Consider the following 21,157-nt stretch of genomic DNA (forward strand, 5'->3'; position numbering starts at 1 on the left):
GGCCGAGCGCGAAACGGCCTTCGTGACGAAGGTCGCGCTGCACAACCGTGGTTCGTGGCCGCGGCCAGCAGGGGATTGAGCGCCTCGTGAGCGGGCTTGTCCGCGCGCGAGCGAGGATCCTCACGGAGCATTCACGTTTCATTGAGAGGCGAGCCATGGAATTTCCTGCGCTGCCGCCGCGAGGGGCGATCGTGCATTCCAGCGGATCATGCAGCTTCGCCGAGGAGCCGGCCCCTGTGGCGCGGCACGACAGGACGGCTCGTCCGGTCGCGTCCAGCGCGCCTCGCGTCGCGCCGCGGACGACGGTGCCGCCGGGATCTCCGTACGACGGGGGGAAGCCTGGGGCGGACATCGGCCGTGAGCACGCCTTCAGCACCCTCTTTCAGGCGGAGACGATCCGGCGCGTCCACCGGTGGCTGGGGAAGCTCCGCGTGCCGGAGCGCGATCGACACGACCTGAGCCAGGAAGTGTTCCTCGCGGCGTGGACGAGCTTTGGCCGCCACGACCCGGCGCGCGGCTCCGTGGCGCGGTGGCTGAACGGCATTGCGGTGAACCTGGCCGCGCACTACCACGCGAAGGCCTCTCACCGGCGCGAGGTGATCACGGATCCGGAGGAGCTGCGCAAGGCCGGCGGCGGCGCGACGGCCCTCGATCACCTCCTCGCCGAGGAGCGGCGGAACGTGCTGAGATCACTCGTCCTGGAGCTGCCGTTCGAGCTGCGCTCGGTGCTGGTCCAGCGCGACCTCTTCGAGATCTCCATGAAGGAGATCGCGGAGACGAGAGAGATACCCCTCAGCACGGCGTACAAATGGCGCACCAGGGCGCTCCACGGCGCGCGGGGAGCGCTCGCGAGGCGCCTCGCTGCGGAGTAGCCGCTCGGGCCGTCATCGGCTGTCCTTTTCCGTGAAGCCGAGCACGTGCATGCCGAACGAGGCCGCGAGGAGGATCGCCGCTTCGAGCGGAATGCGGGCGCCCTTCACGCGGTTCTTCGCCGGATCGATGAACAGATCCTGGGACCGAGGGAACTGCGCGTTTCCAAGGTCGCAATCCTCGAAGCGTGTCCCCGCGAAGCGGCACTCCTCGAACACGGCCCCGACGAGGTCCGTCGCGGCGAAGACCGACTCGGTGATCGCGCACCGCTCGAAGCGCGTCTTGCGCAGCGCGAGCGAATCCATGATGACGTATCGCATGTCGCAATCCTCGAACGACACGTCGGGGTATTTCGTGATGTTCGTCCAGTTGATGCCCATCAATTTGCACGAGTTGAACGCCACGCCGCGCAGCGAGAGCATGGTGAGGTCGGCTTTGGTCAAATCGCAGCTCTCGAACACGCAGTTCTCGAGCCGGGTGCGCGTCCAGCGGCTCTCGCCGAGCTTCGAACGCCGGAACACACAATCACAGAAATCTCGGCCGCTCAGGTCCGCTCGTTCCAGAGTGAGCCCATCGAACGTCTCACCGTCGAATGAGTCTTTCCCTTCGAACGGATCCAGTTTCCCTGGAGAGATCCCTCCACCGCCGCCAGCGCCGGGTTTGGGAGTATCGTCGATGTTCAGCCGTCCTCGTCGGGCCATTCCCTGCTCCAATTCACTGAACGTTTAAGATATCATGTCATCGTTTGGTGGGGGTCGTCAAGGCGCTCCAACGCCACCGTAGCTCACGGTAGCCCGTGACCGCCCAGCCAGGGGCATCGTGAGCGTCCGAGGACGCGTGGTGGATCCGACTCAGGCCGATCGGCGATGGCGATTCCCCCTCGTCCTCGCCTAGAACGCCGAACAGGTTAAAATTCAGCTAAATTCAACAGATTGTGGCACCCGTCGGAGCCGCCGAGGAGCACGCTGGAAGGGCACGGCACCCAGTCAGACGAGAGACCGCAAGGGCGCGAGGGGCGCAAGGGAACAGAGATAGAATTAACTTCTTCTCCCCCCTTGCGCCCCTTGCGCCCTTGCGGTCCTCTTCCCATGAGTCGATTTTAGCGGAATTTCAATGTGATCGGCGTTCGTGCGCCAGGCCAAGCCTGGGCGAGGAGGAAGCGATGAGCTGAAACTTCGCGAAGAAACCCTGCGGGTGAGAGTCCCGCCCGGCAAGGTTGGCCCACCAGCCGGAAGCGAGTCTTGCGGGGCGCCGGGCGACCGGCGTCGCGAAGCGTAGACAGCGAGCGTGCGGGCCGTGGGATGGAGCCTCGAAAGATCAGAGGTCGTGGGGTCGACGCCGTGAACGCAGCGGAAGACAACATCGTCGCGTCAAGAGCGAGCCCGGGTAGCCCCCGGTCGCAGGGCCTGGCGTGGCGACCCACCGGGGTCAGAGACCAGGGCACGTACGCAAGGGTTTCCCGAGGAACCTGGGAGGTCCCGCCGCCTCCACCGAGAGGTGGAACCGCCGAGCGGAGCGCAAGCGAGCGGAGCGGGGGCGACGGGAAGTCGGAGTGCACTCGTAGTACCGCGGAAGCGGGGGAACCAACCCGAGGGACCCCGTGGAGGGAAGGGGAGCACCGGGGCACGGGATCGTTGGAGGGAAAGATGAAGGAGACATCGGGCTCCGAAACCGTCTGCACGAAACTCGAACGAATAGCGGAGCTGGCGCGGCAGGCACCCACCATGGTGCTGACGACGCTCGCCCATCACATCGACCTGGACTGGATGCGCGAAGCCTACCGGCGAACGCGCAAGGACGGCGCGCCCGGCGTGGACCGGCAGACCGCGGAGCAGTACGCGGAGCAACTGGAGGACAACCTCCGGTCGCTGCTGGAACGAGCCAAGGCGGGCACGTACCGCGCGCCGCCGGTGAGGCGGGTCCATATCCCGAAGGGCAACGGGGAAACACGCCCGATCGGCATCCCGACCTTTGAGGACAAGATCCGGCAGCGCGCGGTGGCCATGGTGCTGGAGGCCGTCTTTGAGCAGGATTTTCTTGACTGCTCGTACGGTTTCCGGCCCGGCCGTTCGGCACACCGAGCGCTCGCGTCGTTCTGGGACAAGGCGATGGAGATGGCGGGCGGATGGGTCATCGAGGTCGACATCCGAAAGTTTTTCGACACGGTGGACCGTCAGCACCTGATGGATGCGCTGCGCCGCAGGGTACGAGACGGCGTGCTGCTCCGTCTCATCAGCAAGTGGCTGCACGCGGGCGTGCATGAAGACGGTAGCCTCAGCTACCCGGAGGCCGGCACACCGCAGGGCGGCGTGGTTTCGCCGATCCTGGCGAACATCTACCTGCACGAGGTGCTCGACACGTGGTTCGAGCGCGACGTCCGACCCCGGCTTCGAGGCAGGGTACACCTCATCCGCTACGCGGACGACGCGGTGCTGCTGTTCGAAGTGGGAGAAGACGCGCGCCGGGTGATGGCCGTGCTACCGAAGAGATTCGGCAAGTACGGGCTGAGCCTGCACCCGGACAAGACGCGCCTGTTGCCGTTCCAGCGGCCGCCGAAGAGACCCCCGCCGAGCGGCGGGGCGTCGCCGATGTGGCCGTCGACGTTCGATCTGCTCGGCTTCATGCATCACTGGGGCAGGTCGCGGCGAGGCAACTGGGCGATCAAACGCAGGACCGCCAAGGACCGCTTCAGCCGCGCGCTGCGGCGCGTGGCGGAGTGGTGCAGGGACCTCATGCACGATGAGCTGAGCAGCCAGCAGGGGAGCCTGGCCATGAAGCTGCGGGGTCACTACGAGTACTACGGGATCACCGGGAACTCGGAGGCGCTCCGTCGCTTCGCCTGGGAGGTTGTGGCGGTGTGGCGCAAGTGGCTCGATCGCCGCTCGCAGAACGCCAAGATGACCTGGGAGCGGATGCACCGGCTGCTGGAGAGGTATCCCCTTCCGCGGCCGCGCATCAGGCACCCCGCTCCTGCACGCTCGTAGCGAACCCGTGTCCCGAAGAGCCGGATGCGGGAATTCCGCACGTCCGGATCTGTGGGGGGCCGGGGGGCAGTCGACCCCGGTCTACCCGACTAGGTCGCCGCCGACGGCTCGACCTCCTCCGGCGCGCCGCCTTCCTCCGCGTCGACGTCGCCCGCCTCCTTGCCGCCGGCGGATGCGCCTCGGGTGACGGGGAACGGCGCATAGTCCCTCATCTTGTCGGTTCCGGCAAACCAGTATTCGGCGGCGGCGCGCAGCCTCCGCTCCGCGGTCACGACGAGCGTGTACGCGGCGTCGCGGACCTTGCGCGCGCGTTGCGCCTCGGGAGTGAACGTCTTGTCGGCGAGCACGCGCGTGAGCAGCGGCGAGAGCTCTCGGAGGCGGGCCGCGGCGGCGGCCTCGCCGCGAGGCGCCTCCCGGAGGGCCTCCGCGTGCTCCGCGCAGAGCACGAGGAGGTCGGAGACGTCCTGCACGAGATCCGCATCGCCGCTGCCCGCGCGGATCGCCGCGAGTCGCTTTTGACCCTCCGGGCTCTTCTTGAAACGAAGAGCGAAGAAGCGGAGGAGCGTTCGCCGGAGCGCTGCAGCCTCGGTGGCCGGCTTCTCGAACGCCGCGATGGCCCGCTCCCGGCGCCGCTGTGCGGCTTGCCAGCGCGATTGCGTGACGCGCAGGAGCTCGATCTTGTCCCGGAACGTGTGGAGGTCCTCGCGCGTGATCGGGGGCTCGTCCTCGGGGAACGGGGTCCGCACGAGATCCACCGCGTCGCGCTCGGCGGCGAGCAGAATGCGGCTCGACCAGATGACGCGTCGAGCGAGCTTGCCCGGGAACAAGAGCGTGTTCTCGCCGAGCGACTCCGCCTCTCGGAGCAGCTCGGCCTCTCGAGCCGCGCTCAGCGTGTACGCCGCCGCGCCGCGGGACGGCGGCGGTGCGCCGTCCGAGTCGCTCGAAGCGCGCTTCCGGGGGGCCTTCCTGGTCGCGGAGGACGCGGGGATGGGTGCCTTCGGTGCCATGATGAAACGTCGCCTCCTTGTCGGGGGTCAGCGCCCCTCTGGACGGAAGGGCGGATGATCCGACAAGCGTATCGGCACACCAGGAGCTCTGGCCAGAAAAGGAGAGCGCGGTGCTCACGTCGCAAGCAGCTCCGTGGTTCCCGCGGAGGGGGCGCAGGAGGGGAAAATGTTGCGCAGTTCACGCCGATGCGTGCCTGGGGCGGCGCAGCAGGGGTGGCGGCGGTGCGCAGGCGTCGAACCAGGGCTGCTCACGACGCCCACAGGGGCGGGCAGGACGGTGCCGGGGCCGCGCAGGAGCCAAGCGATTGTGACACAGGACACCCATGGGGCTGCGCAGCAGGGGTGCCGGGGCCGCGCAGGAGGGCGCGGGGGCTGCGCAGCAGGGGCGCCGGGGCCGCGCAGGAGCGCGCCGGGGCCGCGCAGCAGGGGCGCCGGGGCCGCGCAGGAGGCGCGGGGGCTGCACAGCAGAGGCGCCGGGGCCGCGCAGGAGGGCGCGGGGGCTGCGCAGCAGAGGCGCCGGGGCCGCGCAGGAGGGCGCCGGGGCTGCGCAGGCGGGTGCGGGGGCCGCGCAGGAGGGCGCCGGGGCTGCGCAGGAGGGTGCGGGGGCCGCGCAGGAGCGCGCCTGGGCCGCGCAGGAGCGCGACGGCGCGGCGCAGGTCGTGGCGCCCGCCGCCGCGACCGAGCCCAGGTCCGGCGGCCGGGCCTCTCGCTCAGCTCAGCTCATCTCGAGGAAGAGCCGATCCGGATCCTCCAGATACCCGATGATCTCGTAGGCAAACGCCGCCCCCACGTGACCATCGATGATCCGGTGGTCGAACGACAGCGACAGCAGCATCACCTCGCCGATCACGATCTGCCCGTCGCGCACCACCGGCTTCTGCTTCATCTGGTGGATCCCGAGGATCGCGACCTCGGGGAAGTTCAGGATCGGCGTCGCGAACAGCCCCCCTTGCTGGCCGAGCGACGTGATCGTGAACGTCGAGCCGCCGAGATCCTCCGGCTTGACCCGCCCCGACTTCGTGTCCTCGCCGAGCCGCGCGATCTCCTTCGCGATCCCGAGGACGCTCCGGCGATCCGCGTCGCGCACGACAGGCACGATGAGCCCGGCCTCGGTCGCGGAGGCGATGCCGATATGGTAGCTCTTCCGGACGACGATCTCCTGCGTCGCCTCGTCGAACGCGCTGTTCAGCGTCGGGTGCCTCTTGAGCGCGGCGACCACGGCCTTCACGAAGAAGGGCAGGAAGGTCAGCTTGACGCCCTCCTTCTCGGCCAGCGGGCGCAGGCGCGCGCGGCGCTCCTTCAGCGCCGAGACGTCGCACTCCTCGACGAAGGTGAAGTGCGCCGCCGTGTGCTTCGACCGCGACATCCCCTCGAAGATCCGCTTGCGCACGCCGCGCAGCGGGATGCGCTCGTCGCCCGGCGCCGCCGGCAGCCCGCGGCCGCGCTCCCCCTCGCGCCGGACCGCCCCGCGCCCGCGGTCCTCTTCTTCTTCGAGCAGCTCGGCCGCCGCGCCCGCCAGCCGCCTCGGCGCCACCTCGGACAGCACCGGCGTCGCCTCGGCCCCCTCGGGCGCCTCCAGCGCCCGCACGTCGTCCTTCGTCACGCGGCCCCCCGGGCCGGTCGGCGGCACGCGCCGCAGGTCGACCCCGAGATCGCGCGCCAGCTTGCGCGTCGCCGGCGTCGCGAGCGGCTTGTCGTTGAAGTAGGCGGCCTCGCCGGCGCCCAGGCTGCCGTTCGTCCACGCGGGTCGCGCCGGCGCCACGAGGTTCATCCCCGGCAGGTCCTCCTTGATGTCGCCGACCGCCGTCGCCGCGGGCTCCGCGGGGCCCGTGTTCGCCGCGGATTGCCGCATCCCCGTCCCCGACGCGGGCGACGCGGGCGACGCGGCGACCGAGCGGTCGTCGAGGTCGAACACGACGAGCACCGAGTGGACCGGGACCACCCCGCCCACATCGCCCCGCGTCTCCACGATCCGGCCCGAGCGCGGCGACGTGATCGTCACCGTCGCCTTGTCGGTCATCACCTCGACCATCGGCTGGTCCTCGGCGACCACGTCGCCCGGCGACACAAGCCAGCTCACGATCTCCCCCTCCGTGACACCCTCGCCGATGTCCGGAAGCCTGAACTCGTACTTGCCCATGCGTCAGTACCTCGCTGTCTCGAGGATCGCCGGAAGGATACGATGCGAGAGCGGGAGGTACTCGTTCTCGAGGGTGTAGGGGAAGGGCGTGTCGAAGCCCGTGATCCTGAGCGGCGGCGCCTCCAGGTGGAGGAACGCCTTCTCGTTGACCAGCGCGACGAGCTCGGCCCCGAGGCCGCAGCTCTTCGGCGCCTCGTGCACAACGATGAACCGGCCCGTCCGCCTCACCGACTCGATCACCGTGTCGATGTCGAGCGGCCACAGCGTCCGCAGGTCGATCACCTCGCACTCGATGCCCTGCGCGGCCGCCTGGTTCGCCGCGTCGAGCGCCTCGTAGAGCATCGCCCCCCAGACCACGAGCGTCACGTGCCAGCCCGGCCGGACCACCTTCGCCTGGCCGAGCGGGACCGTGTAGTCGCCCTCGGGGACGTCCCCCTTCGCCGCGCGGTAGATGCGCTTCGGCTCGAAGAACAGCACTGGATCGGGATCCCGGATCGACGAGAGCAGGAGCCCCTTCGCGTCGGCCGGGTTCGACGGGCACACGACCTTCAGGCCCGGCACGTGGATGAACTGCGCCTCGGGCGACTGCGAGTGGTAGTGCCCGCCGCGGATGCCGCCGCCCACCGGCGTGCGGATGACGAGCTTCGACGGGTACTCGCCGCCCGAGCGGTAGCGATACTTCGCCAGCTCGGACACGATCTGGTCGTACGCGGGATAGATGAAATCGGCGAACTGGATCTCCGGGATCGGCACGAGCCCGTAGAGCGCCATCCCGATCGCCGCCCCCACGATCCCGTTCTCCGAGAGCGGCGTGTCGATCACCCGATCGTCCCCGAACTCGTCGAACAGGCCCTGGGTCACGCGGAACACCCCGCCGACCTTGCCGACATCCTCGCCGAGCACGACGACCCGCGAGTCCCGCCGCATCTCGTGGCGTAGCGCGTCGTTGATCGCCTGGACCATGTTCATCTGAGGCATGCTCTTCGTCTCCGTCTCTCGGCCAGAAGGTGGGAGTGCAACCTCACAGGCGCCCCCGCTCCCCTGGGGACCCCGTCGAGCGCGGGCGGCGGCGCCACCCCGGCCGTCGGCGCTGCCCGGCGAGCCGCCCCGCCGAGAACGCCGTCCACGCCGCGCCCGCGCGGCCTAGCGGCCGCCGTGGCCCTTGGGCCTCGGGCCCGCCTTGAGCTGCTCCCGCTGCTCGACGAGGTGCCAGGGCGGCTCCGCATAGACGTCCTCGAACATCGAGTCGAGCGACGGCGGCGCCACCTTCTCCGAGACCGCGATGCAGGCCTTGACCTCCGCGTCGACCGCCGCCTCGATCTCGCGATCCTGCGCCTCGGTCCAGCCCTGGGCGCGCTCGAGGTGCCGCCGCAGCCGCTCGATCGGGTCGAGCCGGCGCCACGGGTCGAGCCACGCGTCGGGGCGGTACGCCTTGGGATCGTCGCTCGTCGAGTGGCCCGACAGGCGGTACGTCATCGCCTCGATGAGCGTCGCGCCCTCGCCGCGCGCGGCGCGCGCGATCGCGTCGCGCGCCACCTTCACCACCGCGAACAGGTCGTTGCCGTCGACCCGCACCCCGGGGACGCCGTACGCGACGCCCTTGCACGCGAACGTGTTGCTCGACGTCTGGCGCTCGGTCGGCACGCTGATCGCCCAGCCGTTGTTGCGGCAGAAGAAGACGACCGGCACCTTGAACACGCCCGCGAAGTTCAGGGCGCTGTGGAAGTCGGACGAGCTCGTCGCGCCGTCGCCGAAGTACACGAGCGTGGCGAGCTCGTCGCGCCTCAGCTTCGCGGCCCACGCGAAGCCGACGGCCTGCGTGATCTGCGTGCCGATGGGCGAGCTCACCGAGCCGAAGTGCCCCTCGCGGTAGGTGTAGTGGTCCGGCATCTGCCGCCCCTTCACCGTGTCGTTCGCGTTGCCGAACATGTTGTCGATGTACCGCTGGAGCGGCAGCCCCCGCCAGAGCGCGGCGCCGAACTCGCGGTAGCACGGGAACACCCAGTCCTGGGGCCGCGTCGCGGAGACGCTGCCGAGGACCGCCGCCTCCTCGCCGAGCGAGCCGATGTGGAACCCGATGCGCCCCTGCCGCTGCAGCGCCACGAGGCGCTCGTCGAGCTGGCGCATCCGCACCATGGTCTTGTAGAGGGTGGTCACCTCCGACGGGGCGAGCTGCGGATCGTGCGCGGGATCGAGCGAGCCGTCGTCGCGCAGGACCTTGATCACGTCGTCGGCACACGTGTCGAGCGGGTGCCGGGCGACGGCAGCCTGCGGCTCCAGGCTTGCCCCTGAGACGTTGGGCGGGCGGTCGGTGGAGTACGTCGCGGTGCTCATCGGCTCGCGGGGACACTAATCAAAGGCGCTGCCCGAGACCAGTGCCGAGACGCGTCGTTCGCTCATTCACTTCACGCGCGCCGTTGACTCGTCGCAGCGATCTCGTCGCAGGCTTGACTCGCCGCGGCGAGGTCGAACCCGGCGTGCGATCTCGTCGCGCGTCGCACACCGCACACCGTGGCGCGGATGTCCCGGCTAGACGTTGCCGGGCTCGGCCGCCTGCGCGAGCGCCTCGTCGACCGCGGCCACGTCGAGCTTGAACCCGCGCGCGAGCTGCACGAGCACGCCGTGCTCGTGCGCGTTCACGCTGCCTGACGCGGTCGCCATGAACGCCGCCACGCGGAGCACCTCGCGCTGATGCTCGGTCCGCCCGATCGTGCGGGCGACCATGGTGATGCGCTTCTCCATCCCGTCCTCGGCGAGCATCTCGCCGAGGTCGGCGAGCAGCGCCTCGAGCTGCTTTTCGTGGACGAGGTTCTGGCAAGCGTCCACGACGATCGCCTGGAAGCGCCTGCGCTCCGCCTCGTCGAAGTGGCCGTCGGCGTTCGCGACGAGGAACGCGGCCTCGATGATCGTCTCGAAGAGCGCCACCGCGGCCGGATCGAAGCCGGTGGGCATCGTGATGTCCTCGATCGGAGGTCGCGCGCTGTAGGCCCGCGCGGCCTGGGAGAGGATGGATGCCACGCGCGCGCGGGGCGTCTGTGTGCCGATGCGCGGGGCGCCGGGAGCGATGCCGCGGGGGCGCCTGTCGATGGGAGCGGACATCGTGGTCTCTGGCCCTCCTGCCGTCTTCCACGCTCGGCCAATCGCCGGGGAGCGTCAAGGCGCTTGCGGTGGCCGGCGCGGCGGCGGCGCGCCGGGGGGCGGGGCGGCGCTACCTGCGGACGAGAGAGGCCGCGGGGACGAGCTGCGCGGGGCTGGCCGACGCCGCCGCCGGGCCGTCGGGGGGGAAGGGCTCGTCGGGCGCGAGCTCTGCAGAGAGGCGGGCGGCCTCGCGGCGCGCCACGGCGAGCCGCTCCTCCAGGAGCGCCTCGACGTGCGCCGCGCCCGCGGGGGCCGCGCCCGCCGGGGCGCCGGCGGACAGCTCCGCCGGGTCGCGGTCGATGAGGCTGCGGACGAAGACCTCGGCGGCCTTGTAGCTCGACCGCACGAGCGGCGCGCTGGCGGCGTAGAGGAAGCCCATCTCGAGCGCCGCCCGCGCGAACGCGGCGAACGTGTCCGGCTCGACGAAGCGCTGCACGGGCGCGTGCTTCGACGAGGGGCGCAGGTACTGGCCGAGGGTCACGATGTCGACCCCCGCCGCGCGCAGGTCGCGGAGCGCCTCCAGCACCTCGTCGTCGGTCTCGCCGATGCCGACCATGATCGAGCTCTTCGTGAGCCGCCGCGGCGCCGGCGCGCCGCGCTCGACCGCGTCCGCGGCCATGCGCCGCTGGCGGTCCTTCGCGCGCCGGAGCACGGCGAGCGACTGGTCGTAGCTCGACCGGACGTCGCGGATGGCGCGCGTGATGCGGCGGACGACCTCCACGTTGTGGGCGAAGACGTCGGGCCCGGCGTCGACGACCGCGTCGACGGCGCTCATGTGGCCCTGGAAGTCGCCGACCAGCGTCTCGATGAGCAGGTCGGGGCGGAGCGCGTGCAGGCGGCTCACCGTGCGGGCGACGTGATCGGCGCCGCCGTCGAGCAGGTCGTCGCGGTTGACCATCGTCATCACGACGTACTGGAGCGAGAGCTGGGCGATGGCGCGGGCCACGTGCTCCGGCTCGCGCACGTCGACCGCGCCGCGCGGGTCGCCGGTCGTGACCGCGCAGAAGCGGCAGCCGCGCGTGCACACGTCGCCGAGGAGCATCACCGTCGCCGTCCCCTCGCGCCAGCACTCGCCGACGTTCGGGCAGCGCGCCTCCTCGCAGACCGTGTGGAGATCGAGCTTGCGGAACGTCTCCTTGAGGTGGTGGTAGGTGTCGCCTCCAGGAGCGCGGACCTTGAGCCATTCAGGCTTGGGCGAGAGCTGCGCCATCAGGGGTGTCCTTAGCCCATGCGGCGGGTGGGGGCGAGGGGGGAGGCGGACGGCGTCAGCCGGCCGGCGGCACGGAGCGGCTGATCTCGCGCGACGTCAGCTTGCCGCGCTCGGTGAAGATGGCGGTGACGAGCTCCGCGGGGGTGACGTCGAAGGCGGGGTGGCGGACGGGCACCCCGGCCGGGATGATGCGGCGACCGCCGACGACGGCGACCTCGTCGCGGCTCCGCTCCTCGATCGGGATCGACGCGCCGGTGTCGGTCGCGAGGTCGAGCGTGCTCCACGGGGCGGCCACGTAGAACGGGACGCCGTGGTGGCGCGCCAGGCAGGCGAGGCCGTAGGTGCCGATCTTGTTCGCGACGTCGCCGTTCCGCGCGATGCGGTCGGCCCCGACGACGACGGCGCCGATCTCGCCCTTCTGCATGAACCACGCGGCCATCGAGTCGGCGATCACCTCGACGGGGATGCCGTCGCGCTGGAGCTCCCAGGCCGTGAGGCGGGCGCCCTGGAGGTACGGGCGGGTCTCGCACGCGAGCACGCCGATGTTCTTGCCCTCGGCGATGGCGGCGCGGATGATGCCGAGCGCCGTGCCGTAGCCGCCGGTCGCGAGCGCGCCGGCGTTGCAGTGCGTGAGGACCGTGCCCGACTCGGGCAGGCGGGCGGCGCCGGCGCGGCCCATCTGGTGGCAGGCGGCGACGTCTTCCCGGTGGATCTCGCGCGCGAGCGCGGCGAGCTCCCGCGCGCGCTCCTCCCCGCGGCGCCCCGCGTGCTGCAGGGCCTCGGCGAGCATGCGCCGCACGGCCCACCCGAGGTTCACGGCGGTGGGCCGGGCGGAGGCGAGGAGCTCCGCCGTGGCGCGCATGGCGGCGAGGTAGCCGGTGGCGCCCTCGCCCCGGGCGGCGCGCGCGGCGAGCGCCATCCCGTACGCGGCGGCGATGCCGATCGCCGGGGCGCCGCGGATCGCCATCGTCCGGATGGCCTCGGCGACGCCGGCGGCGTCGGCGAGGGTCAGGTAGCGCTCGCGCTCGGGCAGCTCGCGCTGCTCGAGGAGGAACACGCGGTCGTCGCTCTGCGCGAGCTCGACGGCCGAGTAGTCCGCGCCGGAGATGGCCGCGGCCGGCGCCCACGGCGGCGTCGGCCGCGCGCCGTCGCCCCCCTGCTGCGACGTCTGTTCTGATTCGAAGCTCGTGCTCATTCAGCGCCTCCCGTTCGAGCGTGACGGCTCCCCCTGCGATCCTGCGTCCGTCCCCGTCCCCTCGGCGCTCGCGGCGAGCCGGCCGCGGATCTCCTCGGCGACGGTGGCGAAGTCCTCGGCCGCCTCGGCCTTGCGGCCCGCGAGGTAGGCGCGGAGCGCGTCGGCGGCGAGCAGCGCGAGGCTCCCGTTGATCCCGCGCGACGTGAGCGCGGCGATCACGTCGCCGTTCTTGAGCAGCGTCTCGAGGTCGTCGAAGACCGCGGTGAGCTCGGGCCCGGGATCGATCCCGCCGCCGCCACCGGGGCGCGTCTCCTTGTCGTCCTCGCCGCTCACGCGTCGCGCCTCATCTGGTGGTGGTTGTCGCCTTGGGGATCGCGCTGAAGGGGAAGTGCGGCGGCTCGACGCCGGGCACGCACTGGTACCTGGAGAAATCGGTGACGCCCTCCTCGCGGAGGAGGGCCTCGTCGATCCACGCCTTGCCGCGCCGGGCCGACGGCTCGCGCGAGAGCAGCGCGAGCGTCGCGTCGGCGAGGATGTCGGCCTTGCGCCAGAGCTCCGGCCCGCCGAGGCCGAAGTTCATGGTGGCGAAGCTCTCGATCGCGGTCGCGGGCCAGAGGGCGTGGGCCGTGATGTTGTGCTCGGCGTACTCGCCGGCGATCGCGTGGGCGATCATCGTCATGCCGAACTTCGAGACCGCATAGGCGCCGTGGTGGGCGCAGGCGTCGGCCTCGACGGGGGGCGACATCATGAGGATATGGCCGTACTTCTGCGCGATCATGTGGGGGAGGACGGCCTGCGAGAGGGCGAACGACGCGCGCACGTTGATGCCCATGATGAGGTCGAACTTCTTCATGGGGGTGTCCACGACGTCGGCCCACCAGAGCGCGCCCGCGTTGTTGATGAGCGCGTCGACGCGCCCGAAGCGCTCGACCGCCGCGGCGACGGCGCCCCTCGAGGCCTCGTCGTCGCGCACATCGAGCTTGATGGGCAGCGCGCGGCGGCCGAGCTGCTCGACCTCGCGGGCGACGTCGTGGATCGTGCCCGGGAGGCGCGGGTTCTCGGCGACGTCCGTCTTCGCGGCGACGACGATATCCGCACCTTCCCGCGCGCAGGCGAGGGCGATGGTCCGGCCGATCCCGCGGGAAGCTCCGGTGATGAAGACAACGCGGTCCTTGAGGCGCATGGAGGGCGGTCATAGCACAGGAGCCGGCGAGTGTGCGGCCCCTCGGCGCGCGATCGGGCGGTCTTTTCATCGTTCGCGTCGTTCGCGTCGTTCGCGTCGTTCGCCTCGTTCGCGTCGCGTGTGCCGTCTCGAGCGGCACTGAGGCGCGAGGCGGGCTCTGCCGTGGACGGGTGCGGGCGAGGGCCCTCATGGGCGCGCTGTGACACCGCGATGAAGGGGGGCGCCTCCAGATGTCAGGGGGCTTTCAACGTCTGACGTGCGCAGCTCGCCCGGCACGAGCACTCCGAGCGCCAGAGGAGACCTCCAGCGGACGAGCGACCGCCGACGGATCCTGGCTCAGCCCAGCGCCCCGACAGGCCACGATGGCGGGCGCGCGGCCCCGACAAGGCCGTTCGAGTCGAGCGTCGAGCGCTGGAGGCGCCGGCTGTCGAGCAGGTCAGTCGTGGTCTCGTGGACACGATATTTCCGGCATCGACAGAGCGCTGGCCCTGGTCTCCGCTCGGCATACGGAAACCCACCCTTCGGCTCAAAGGAGATGGGGTGTCCATCTGGCGCCATGTCGTACACCGGGCTTGTTGAAGAAATCCCGCCTCATCGAGCCCTGCGAGGGCCGGTTCCACGGGTCATGAAAAGATTCAGTGATCCAGCGGCAAATCAGGCGCATGGGAGTGTTTCGCATCTGGACATGCCAGCGGTCAGGTGACACCGTGTTATCAGCGAATCGAAGGGAGGCGCTGCGCTGCGTGGGAACGCGCTGAGCGCGACTTCGCCCCCTGAATAACGCTGTACTGGGGTGGCCCGTCGAGGCGTCGCGTGCCCCGGCGTACCTGCTGGCGCGAGCCGCGGTGCCGGGGCGGGCCGAGCTCAGACGGACTTACAGACAAGGAGCATGCATATGAGCGCTTTGCACCGGACGCTTGTCCTCGCCTTCATCGCTGGCTGTTCTGTGGTCGGCTGTCTCGGCTCGACCGAGGTCGAGCAGGAGCAGTCCGACGAGGCCTCCGAGCCGGTCGAGGGGGCGGTCTGCGATACCGCTCGGGAGGGCGCGGACATCTCGCTCTCGTGTCCGGCCGGGGAGGTCATCACGGCGGTCGAGTTCGCGAGCTATGGCACACCTCGCGGGGTCTGCGGCAGCTTCCGCGCGACCTCGTGCAACGCGTCGACGTCGAAGGCGGTGGTGGAGCGCGCGTGCCTCGGGCAGTCGAGCTGCACCGTGAAGGCGAACAACGCGACCTTCGGCGATCCGTGCAGGCGGACCACGAAGAGGATGAACGTTCAGGTCGCGTGCGCCCCTTCGGAGCCGGACGGCGGCGAGGGCGGCTCGACGGGCGAGGGCGGCTCGACGGGCGAGGGCGGCTCGACGGGCGAGGGCGGCTCGACGGGCGAGGGCGGCTCGACGGGCGGCGAGGTTTGCGGGAACGGGGTTTGCGGCGCGGGCGAGGACTGCTCGAGCTGCTCGAGCGACTGCGGCGCGTGCTCGACGTGCAGCGGCGCCGGGCCCAGCACGACGACGCTCGATACCGAGGAGCAGGCGTTTCTTTCCATCATCAACCAGTATCGCGCCGAGAGAGGCCTCGGGGCGCTCTCGGGCTGCACCGCGCTGAGCCGCGCCGCCCAGGGCCACAGCGAGGACATGCGCGATCGCAACTACTTCGACCACACGAGCCAGGACGGCCGGTCGCCGTGGGCCCGCGCGGCCAACGCCTGTTATGCGTCCGCCGACAGGACCGCCATGGCCGAGAACATCGCCGCCGGCAACTCGACGGCGCAGAGGACGTTCGATCAGTGGAAGAACTCGGACGGCCACAACAAGAACATGCTCGGGTCTGCCTACAAGGTCATCGGCATCGGGCGGGCGACCGGAGGCGGGACCTACGGGTCCTACTGGACCACGGTGTTCGGCGGCGCCTCGGACGCGAGCTGCAACTAGCTGCGACTCTCCCGCGTCGCAGCACGCAGGCCCCGCCGCCCGTCTACCTCCGCCCCTTGCTCCGCTTGCGCGTCCCCTGGACGATGCGCGACGGATCGCGCGGCGGCGGCGCGCTCGCCGAGAGCGCCGTCGCGAGCCGGGCGGCCTCCGCGTCCGAGAAGGACCCCTTCCGGAGCGCCGCGATCGCCTGCGCCACGACGTCGCGCGACTCGGGGCGCTCCGCCTGCGTCTTCTCCTCGAGCCAGCGCACGACCTCGGGGAAGCGCCCCGCGAGCGCCGCGATCTGCGAGGGCATCCCCTGCCGGAGGAGGCGCAGCCCCTGCAGCCGCTCGTCGGCGCGCGGCGAGCGGTCCGAGATCGCGAACGCCTCCTCGAGCCGCGCGACAACCTCCGCGCCCGCCGAGAGCCCGGCGAGGAGCGTGCGCTCGGCGAGCGCCTCGAGCGCGACGTACGCCTGCAGGTAGCCGTCGGTCCAGGACGAGAGCTCGCCGACCAGCGCGTCGCCGCGCGCCGCGATGACGGCGCGGAGCGCCGCCACGACCCCGTCGCGCACGACGCGCCGCGGATCCTCGGCCAGCTGCCCGAGCTCGTCGAGCGGATCAAGCCCGCCCCGAGCGCCGCGCGCCCGTGACGGACGCCCCGCGCCTGCCGCGCCGGCGGCCGGCGCCCCGCGCGCGGCGATCGCCGAGAGCGCCTGCGCCGCCACGATGAGCGCGTACTCCTCGGTGCTCGCGCAGAGCGCGCGCACGAGCTGCTCGGCCGGCGCGCCGCGATCCGCGATCGCCGCGCCGACCGCCCGCGCGAGATCCAGGTTCACGCGCGGCAAGGGGGCGGTCGGCCCGAGGTCGGGGCCGGGCGCGCGCCCCCCGCTGCGCCGGGCAGGGAGCCCGGAGCTGCGATCGAGCAGCGCGAGCAGCTCGGCCGGATCGCCGAGCTGCACGGCGCGCTCGATCGCCGCGTCGATCTTCGGGTTGCGCAGCGCGCCAGGGGGCGTCGCGCCCCGGCGCATATCCGAGGTGTCGGCCATTCAGAACCCCAGGGAGAGACCGACCTCGGGAGAGAGGACGGTGGTCATAGCGGGAAAGGTGAGGCTCGCGCGGAGCGCGAGGTTCAGCGATACGGCCTCGAGCGGCGCATAAGCAACGCCCACGCCGAGCGACGCGAACCCCTGGCCCGCTTGCCTGGTCGCGGCGAGCGTCTGCTGGCGCTCCTCGATCCTCCCGCTCTGGCCGGGCCTCGTGCACGGGCTCTCGATGCTGGCAGGATCGGCCCCGCACGCGGCCGCGTCCTCGAGGACCTTCACGTCGACCTCGGCGTCGACCTGCGCGACCCCGGCCGCGGCGAGCACGAAGGGACGGGCGCCGAGCTGCTCGAACGGCCGCGCCATGAGGAAGAGCTGCGCGCGCGCCTCGAGGTGGAGCGGCAGGAACGTGGCGCCGCCGTCCGTCGTGCCGCCGGCCGCGAGGCCGACGCGCCCGCCGACCGTGAGGTTGTCGAGGACCAGCCGATCGTAGGCGAGCGCCACCCGCGACGTCGCGAGCGCGAAGCCGAGGTTCACGTCGTTCGCGACGCCCGGCGTGGGCGCGCCGTCGTACCGGGTCCCGTCGCCGCGCAGGCAGACGAAGTTGTCGCGCTCCTGCGACGCGAGGGAGCACACGTCACGGCCGGAGAACAGCGCGACGTCGGGCGAGAAGGTGAGCCCGACCCAGCTCCGCCGGACGTCGGGCGCGGCCTGCTTTGCAGATCTCGTCGCGGCGCACGCGCCGCGGACACAGGTGAGCCCGCGGTTGCACTGCCGGTCGTCGATGCACTGCCGCGGCCGCTCCTGCTCCGGCGGCGCCGAAACCTCGACATGGACAGGGACGGGCGTGCGGATGAGCTGCTCGGGCGGCGGCGCGATCTTGAGCTGCGTCCCGGCCGCCGCGGGCGCCCCGACGCCGGTCGCGGCGCGCGCCTGCTCGAACGCGGACGAGACCTCCGGGGTCGCGAGATCCGGGTTCAGCTTCGCCGACGGATCGATGCGCAGGGCGTCCGCGAACGCGTCGCGCGCGCCCCCCAGCTCCTTTTTGCCCAGGGCGAGCACGGAGCCGAGCGCGACGAACAGCCTGGCCTCGACCGCAGGCGAGCAATCCGACGCGCCGCAGGCGTCGATGGCGGCCCGCAGCTTGCGCTCCGCCTGATCGAACCGGGTCTCGAGGTAGTCGACCCCCATCGCCTCGTTCAGGGCCGCCTCCGCCTGCGCGTCCCGGGGAGGCGCCTGCGCGGCCGCCGCGCCCGCGATGAGCCCCCCGGAGACGCTCCCCGCCGCGATCGCGATCAGCGCGCGCGGCGCGCAGCGGGCGGAGCCGTTCCGTACGGGCATCGGCCCGCAACGTAGCCCACCGGTGTGACCGCGAGCGCTACAAAAACTCCGGAGCCCGCGGCGTACCGGCCACCCGACCTCCGCTGCACGGCAGGCGCAGCACGGACAAATAATCCACAGGTTGTTCCCAGCATGTGGAATACCCACACGGGGCCCCTGGCATCTTCAAGGAGCTGCCGGGTCCTGCGCTGCTCGCGGGGCGACAGCTCCTCCAAGCGCCGGCGCCGGCCAACGCCAGCCCGGGCATGGACGCGCCGCCCACACCGATGCCACCGATTTTTCTGCGATCTCCGGCACTCCGCGGCTCGACGCGCCGCAGAACTTCCGGGCGCTAAACTCCCTCCTCCGGAACCGATCTGCAACCCAAAAATCACGCGTCTGAGCCGGGTTTGGAAGTCCACATGCTTGTCCACAGATTGGCCACCTGATGACCCCAGACAGCGCCCAGATTTCATCCACGTTGCGGGAAGTCGAGGGGGGACCGGGGTCCAGCGCGCGGGTCGTCGTTGACAACCGTGTGACGACCTGCAGAGGCGGACCGTCGGCGCCTGGGGATCGACCGGGGGCGCGGGGGCGGTGATCGCCGGGCCGCGCGGCGCCGCGCGCGGCGTGCTAGCTGGTGCGCATGCGCGTTCCGGAGATCCCCGAAGAGAGCGCGCCGGGCCTCCGCGCCGGCGACCCGCCGGCGCCGGCGCAGGTCGCGGCGCGCCCCCTGATCCGGAGGAGCGCGCGCGCCGGCGCGCGGCTCGCCGACCACGACGCGGCCTCGCTCGCGGAGCTCCTCCGTCAGGCCGGCGGCACCGCGTCCGCGGCGCGCGCGGTGGCCGGCAAGGTGGTGCGCCACGCCTTCGGCGCGGCGCCGGGCGCGCCGCGGACCGCGCCGGCGTGGGACGCGCGCGCGCTCGCGGCCCTGGGCGTCGGGGCGTGGGCGCACGAGGCGCTGCTCGCGCTCGATCCCGGGCTGTCGCTAGAGATCGCCGAGCGGGCGCCGTCGGAGGACGACACGCTCCGGCTGGTCCTGCGCGCGCGCGACGGCGCGCTCATCGAGTCGGTGCTCATCCCGGGGCCGGCCCGCACCACCCTCTGCGTCTCGAGCCAGGTCGGCTGCGCCCGGGCCTGCGCGTTCTGCGAGACGGGGCGGCTCGGGCTCGCGCGCCAGCTCGCCGCCGGCGAGATCGTCGATCAGGTCCGGATCGCGCAGGCGCTCGCCGCGGAGCGCCGCGGCGCGCCGCTCCGGAACCTCGTCTTCATGGGGATGGGGGAGCCCTTCGACAACCTCGGCGAGGTGCTGAAGGCCATCCGCCTGCTCACCGACCCGCGGGCCTTCCGGTTCGCGCCGTCGCACGTGACCGTGAGCACCGTCGGGGTCGTGGACAAGATCGAGCCGTTCTTCCGCGAGGCGCGGGCCGAGCTCGCCGTCAGCTTGAACGCCCCGGATGACGCCCGCAGGCAGGCGATCATGCCGGTCAACGCGCGCTTCTCGATGGCGGCGCTGAAGGAGGCGCTCGCGAGGTCGATGCCGCCCGGCCGGCGCGTCCTGTTCGAGTACGTGCTCTTCGACCGGTACAACGATGCCCCGGAGGACGCGGATCTCCTCGCGGCGTACGTCACCGGGCTCCGGTGCCGCGTGAACGTCATCCCCTGCAACCCCGGCCCGGATCCGGCGCTGCGCCCGCCGTCCGCGGAGCGGCTCGACGCCTTCGTGGCACGGCTGGCCGGCCATGGCGTGACCACGCTTGTGCGGCGGCCGCGGGGGCGCGACGTGGGCGGCGCCTGCGGCCAGCTCGCAGGGGTGGCCCGCGTCAGGCAGCCAGCGCCAGCGTGAGGGCGGCGCTCCGGACGAGCGGGGCCCCCACGCGCAGCGCCCCGTTGCCCGCCGCGAACGTGCGAGCGACCCTGCCCGCGTGCTGGTTCATCCGGGCAATCACTGCGCGCTTGCCCGTCTCGCGGGTCGTCTCGAGCGTCCCCAGCAAGGAGAGCAGGTCGGCCCAGACCCGAGCGCGCCAGCTCTTGAGCATGAAGAGCACGACGCTGGACGCGACGCGCTGCACTTCCCTGGTCACGGTCGCGACGCGGGCGAGCGGGCAGCCATAACGATCGCTCAGGATCGCGAAGATTTCGGGCATCGCCGCCGCGAGGATTTCATTCACGAGGTCATGGTCGTGCCGGTAGCGGCCGAGGAGCCGGGCGTCCTGCGCGGCGCCGTGCTGGACGATGTTCCGGTAGAGCCCGAGGGCCAGGTCGTAGTTGATGTGCGCGTTGATGCCGAGCAGCGCGTGCGCTCCCGCCGCCGTCCCGCCCGCGCGGCTGCAGGCGAAGGCGACGTCCCACGCCTCGATCTTCGTGGAGCGCCCGTCCAGCGACGCCGCGAGGGCCTTCAGGTAGTACTCGCAGAAGATCCCGGCGAGGCGCGAGATCCATGCGGGCTCGAGGAACCGCCGGTCCGTGCCGTCGACGACCGCCTCCTTCACGCGGCGCGTGATCACGGCGTAGACGTCGGGGAACACCGCCCGCGGGTCGTTCCTCTCGCGCAGCCGCGCGGCGACCGTCTCCAGCGCGACGAGCGCCTCCGCGACGCTCTCCGGCGTCATCGTCACCCCCCGCAGGATGGCGTGACGGGCGGCCGAGTCCGCGGGACGGCACGCGGCCGACGACCGCGTCTGCTTGCTCACCATCGCCAGGGGCCGATCTGAAGTAAGGGTCTTCATGGCTGCGCTGAGCGAGCGAATTCAAGGATCGTGCCCATATGTCGAGTTCGCCGTCGTGTGCAGTGCTGAGGGGGAGAGGCACTCTGAAGGGAGCTCGAGCGCGCACGGCCGCCCCAGACATGCTCGTCCGTTGCGCCGCTTCTCCCGGAATTTCCTGCGAATCCAGCGGTTGTCGTCCGGTGGAAGACCCGGGCGAGCGCGCGAGATCCTCGGCCATGGTCAGTGGCTATCCGGAGCGGACCGGCGAGCGGTGGCCACATCAGCGTCATCTCCCGACATGGTGAGAGAGCTGACGGGCGCGCCAATTTGCCCCATGGGGCAGTTTGTTACGCGCGGGCGGGGATAGCCTTCACAGAGAATGCGGGATTCCCTGACGCCGCGCATGATTCGACGATTTGACGCGGCGGTATGCGACGCGTTGCTCCGGCGT

At 71.6% G+C, this 21,157-nt stretch carries 17 protein-coding genes; 4 read left to right on the top strand and 13 right to left on the bottom strand.

What is annotated here, in order from left to right; translation table 11 throughout:
• Positions 1-155: 155 nt before the first annotated feature.
• Positions 156-872, top strand: coding sequence for an RNA polymerase sigma factor (locus tag WMF28_RS07610; protein WP_437601434.1), 717 nt, complete (start codon positions 156-158; stop codon positions 870-872).
• A 12-nt stretch (positions 873-884) separates the two neighbouring features.
• Here the strand turns inward: WMF28_RS07610 and WMF28_RS07615 are convergent, their stop codons facing one another.
• On the bottom strand, positions 885-1,583 hold the full coding sequence (locus WMF28_RS07615) for a pentapeptide repeat-containing protein (protein WP_437601435.1): 699 nt from the start codon (positions 1,581-1,583) through the stop codon (positions 885-887).
• Positions 1,584-2,516: 933 nt separating this feature from the next.
• Between WMF28_RS07615 and ltrA the strand changes: the two genes are divergently transcribed.
• Positions 2,517-3,854, top strand: a complete 1,338-nt coding sequence (gene ltrA, locus WMF28_RS07620) for a group II intron reverse transcriptase/maturase (protein ID WP_437601436.1) — start codon at positions 2,517-2,519, stop codon at positions 3,852-3,854.
• 89 nt (positions 3,855-3,943) lie between these two features.
• Here ltrA and WMF28_RS07625 read toward each other — a convergent pair whose 3' ends face one another.
• From WMF28_RS07625 to WMF28_RS07665, 9 genes are all read right to left on the bottom strand, one after another.
• Complete coding sequence (locus WMF28_RS07625) at positions 3,944-4,861, bottom strand: ATPase (protein WP_437601437.1); 918 nt, start codon at positions 4,859-4,861, stop codon at positions 3,944-3,946.
• Between the two features lie 715 nt (positions 4,862-5,576).
• Entirely contained in the window at positions 5,577-7,001 is a 1,425-nt protein-coding gene (locus tag WMF28_RS07630) for a dihydrolipoamide acetyltransferase family protein (protein ID WP_437601438.1), read from the bottom strand.
• 3 nt (positions 7,002-7,004) lie between these two features.
• Positions 7,005-7,979: an alpha-ketoacid dehydrogenase subunit beta gene (locus tag WMF28_RS07635; RefSeq protein ID WP_437601439.1), complete on the bottom strand. Its 975-nt coding sequence runs from the start codon at positions 7,977-7,979 to the stop codon at positions 7,005-7,007.
• A 165-nt stretch (positions 7,980-8,144) separates the two neighbouring features.
• On the bottom strand, positions 8,145-9,335 hold the full coding sequence (locus WMF28_RS07640) for a thiamine pyrophosphate-dependent dehydrogenase E1 component subunit alpha (protein ID WP_437601440.1): 1,191 nt from the start codon (positions 9,333-9,335) through the stop codon (positions 8,145-8,147).
• Between the two features lie 195 nt (positions 9,336-9,530).
• Positions 9,531-10,100, bottom strand: coding sequence for a tellurite resistance TerB family protein (locus tag WMF28_RS07645; protein ID WP_437601441.1), 570 nt, complete (start codon positions 10,098-10,100; stop codon positions 9,531-9,533).
• 109 nt (positions 10,101-10,209) lie between these two features.
• Entirely contained in the window at positions 10,210-11,349 is a 1,140-nt protein-coding gene (gene lipA / locus WMF28_RS07650) for a lipoyl synthase (RefSeq protein WP_437601442.1), read from the bottom strand.
• A gap of 55 nt (positions 11,350-11,404) precedes the next feature.
• A complete protein-coding gene (gene mtnA, locus WMF28_RS07655) occupies positions 11,405-12,544 on the bottom strand; it encodes an S-methyl-5-thioribose-1-phosphate isomerase (RefSeq protein WP_437601443.1) in 1,140 nt (379 codons plus the stop codon).
• Complete coding sequence (locus WMF28_RS07660) at positions 12,545-12,877, bottom strand: hypothetical protein (RefSeq protein WP_437601444.1); 333 nt, start codon at positions 12,875-12,877, stop codon at positions 12,545-12,547.
• Between the two features lie 10 nt (positions 12,878-12,887).
• Positions 12,888-13,727 carry an SDR family oxidoreductase gene (locus WMF28_RS07665; RefSeq protein WP_437601445.1) on the bottom strand — a complete coding sequence of 280 codons (840 nt, stop codon included), beginning with the start codon at positions 13,725-13,727 and terminating at the stop codon, positions 12,888-12,890.
• A gap of 895 nt (positions 13,728-14,622) precedes the next feature.
• Between WMF28_RS07665 and WMF28_RS07670 the strand changes: the two genes are divergently transcribed.
• Positions 14,623-15,657, top strand: coding sequence for a CAP domain-containing protein (locus tag WMF28_RS07670; RefSeq protein ID WP_437601446.1), 1,035 nt, complete (start codon positions 14,623-14,625; stop codon positions 15,655-15,657).
• 43 nt (positions 15,658-15,700) lie between these two features.
• Here the strand turns inward: WMF28_RS07670 and WMF28_RS07675 are convergent, their stop codons facing one another.
• Together WMF28_RS07675 and WMF28_RS07680 are read right to left on the bottom strand one after the other, a co-directional pair.
• Positions 15,701-16,684 (bottom strand): hypothetical protein, encoded by a 984-nt coding sequence (locus WMF28_RS07675; RefSeq protein ID WP_437601447.1) that lies wholly within the window; start codon positions 16,682-16,684, stop codon positions 15,701-15,703.
• The gene (locus WMF28_RS07680) at positions 16,685-18,019 is read right to left on the bottom strand and encodes a hypothetical protein (protein ID WP_437601448.1); all 1,335 of its coding nucleotides are present in this window, start codon (positions 18,017-18,019) and stop codon (positions 16,685-16,687) included. It abuts the gene before it with no gap.
• A gap of 625 nt (positions 18,020-18,644) precedes the next feature.
• On the opposite strand from WMF28_RS07680, the gene rlmN reads away from it, so the two are divergent.
• On the top strand, positions 18,645-19,844 hold the full coding sequence (gene rlmN, locus WMF28_RS07685) for a 23S rRNA (adenine(2503)-C(2))-methyltransferase RlmN (protein WP_437601449.1): 1,200 nt from the start codon (positions 18,645-18,647) through the stop codon (positions 19,842-19,844).
• Here rlmN and WMF28_RS07690 read toward each other — a convergent pair.
• A complete protein-coding gene (locus WMF28_RS07690) occupies positions 19,822-20,727 on the bottom strand; it encodes a DUF5995 family protein (RefSeq protein ID WP_437601450.1) in 906 nt (301 codons plus the stop codon). The two genes, rlmN and WMF28_RS07690, sit on opposite strands and share 23 nt — an antisense overlap.
• Between the last annotated feature and the right edge of the window lie 430 nt (positions 20,728-21,157).

Source organism: Sorangium sp. So ce590, from assembly GCF_051521365.1.
GTDB lineage: Bacteria > Myxococcota_A > Polyangia > Polyangiales > Polyangiaceae > Sorangium.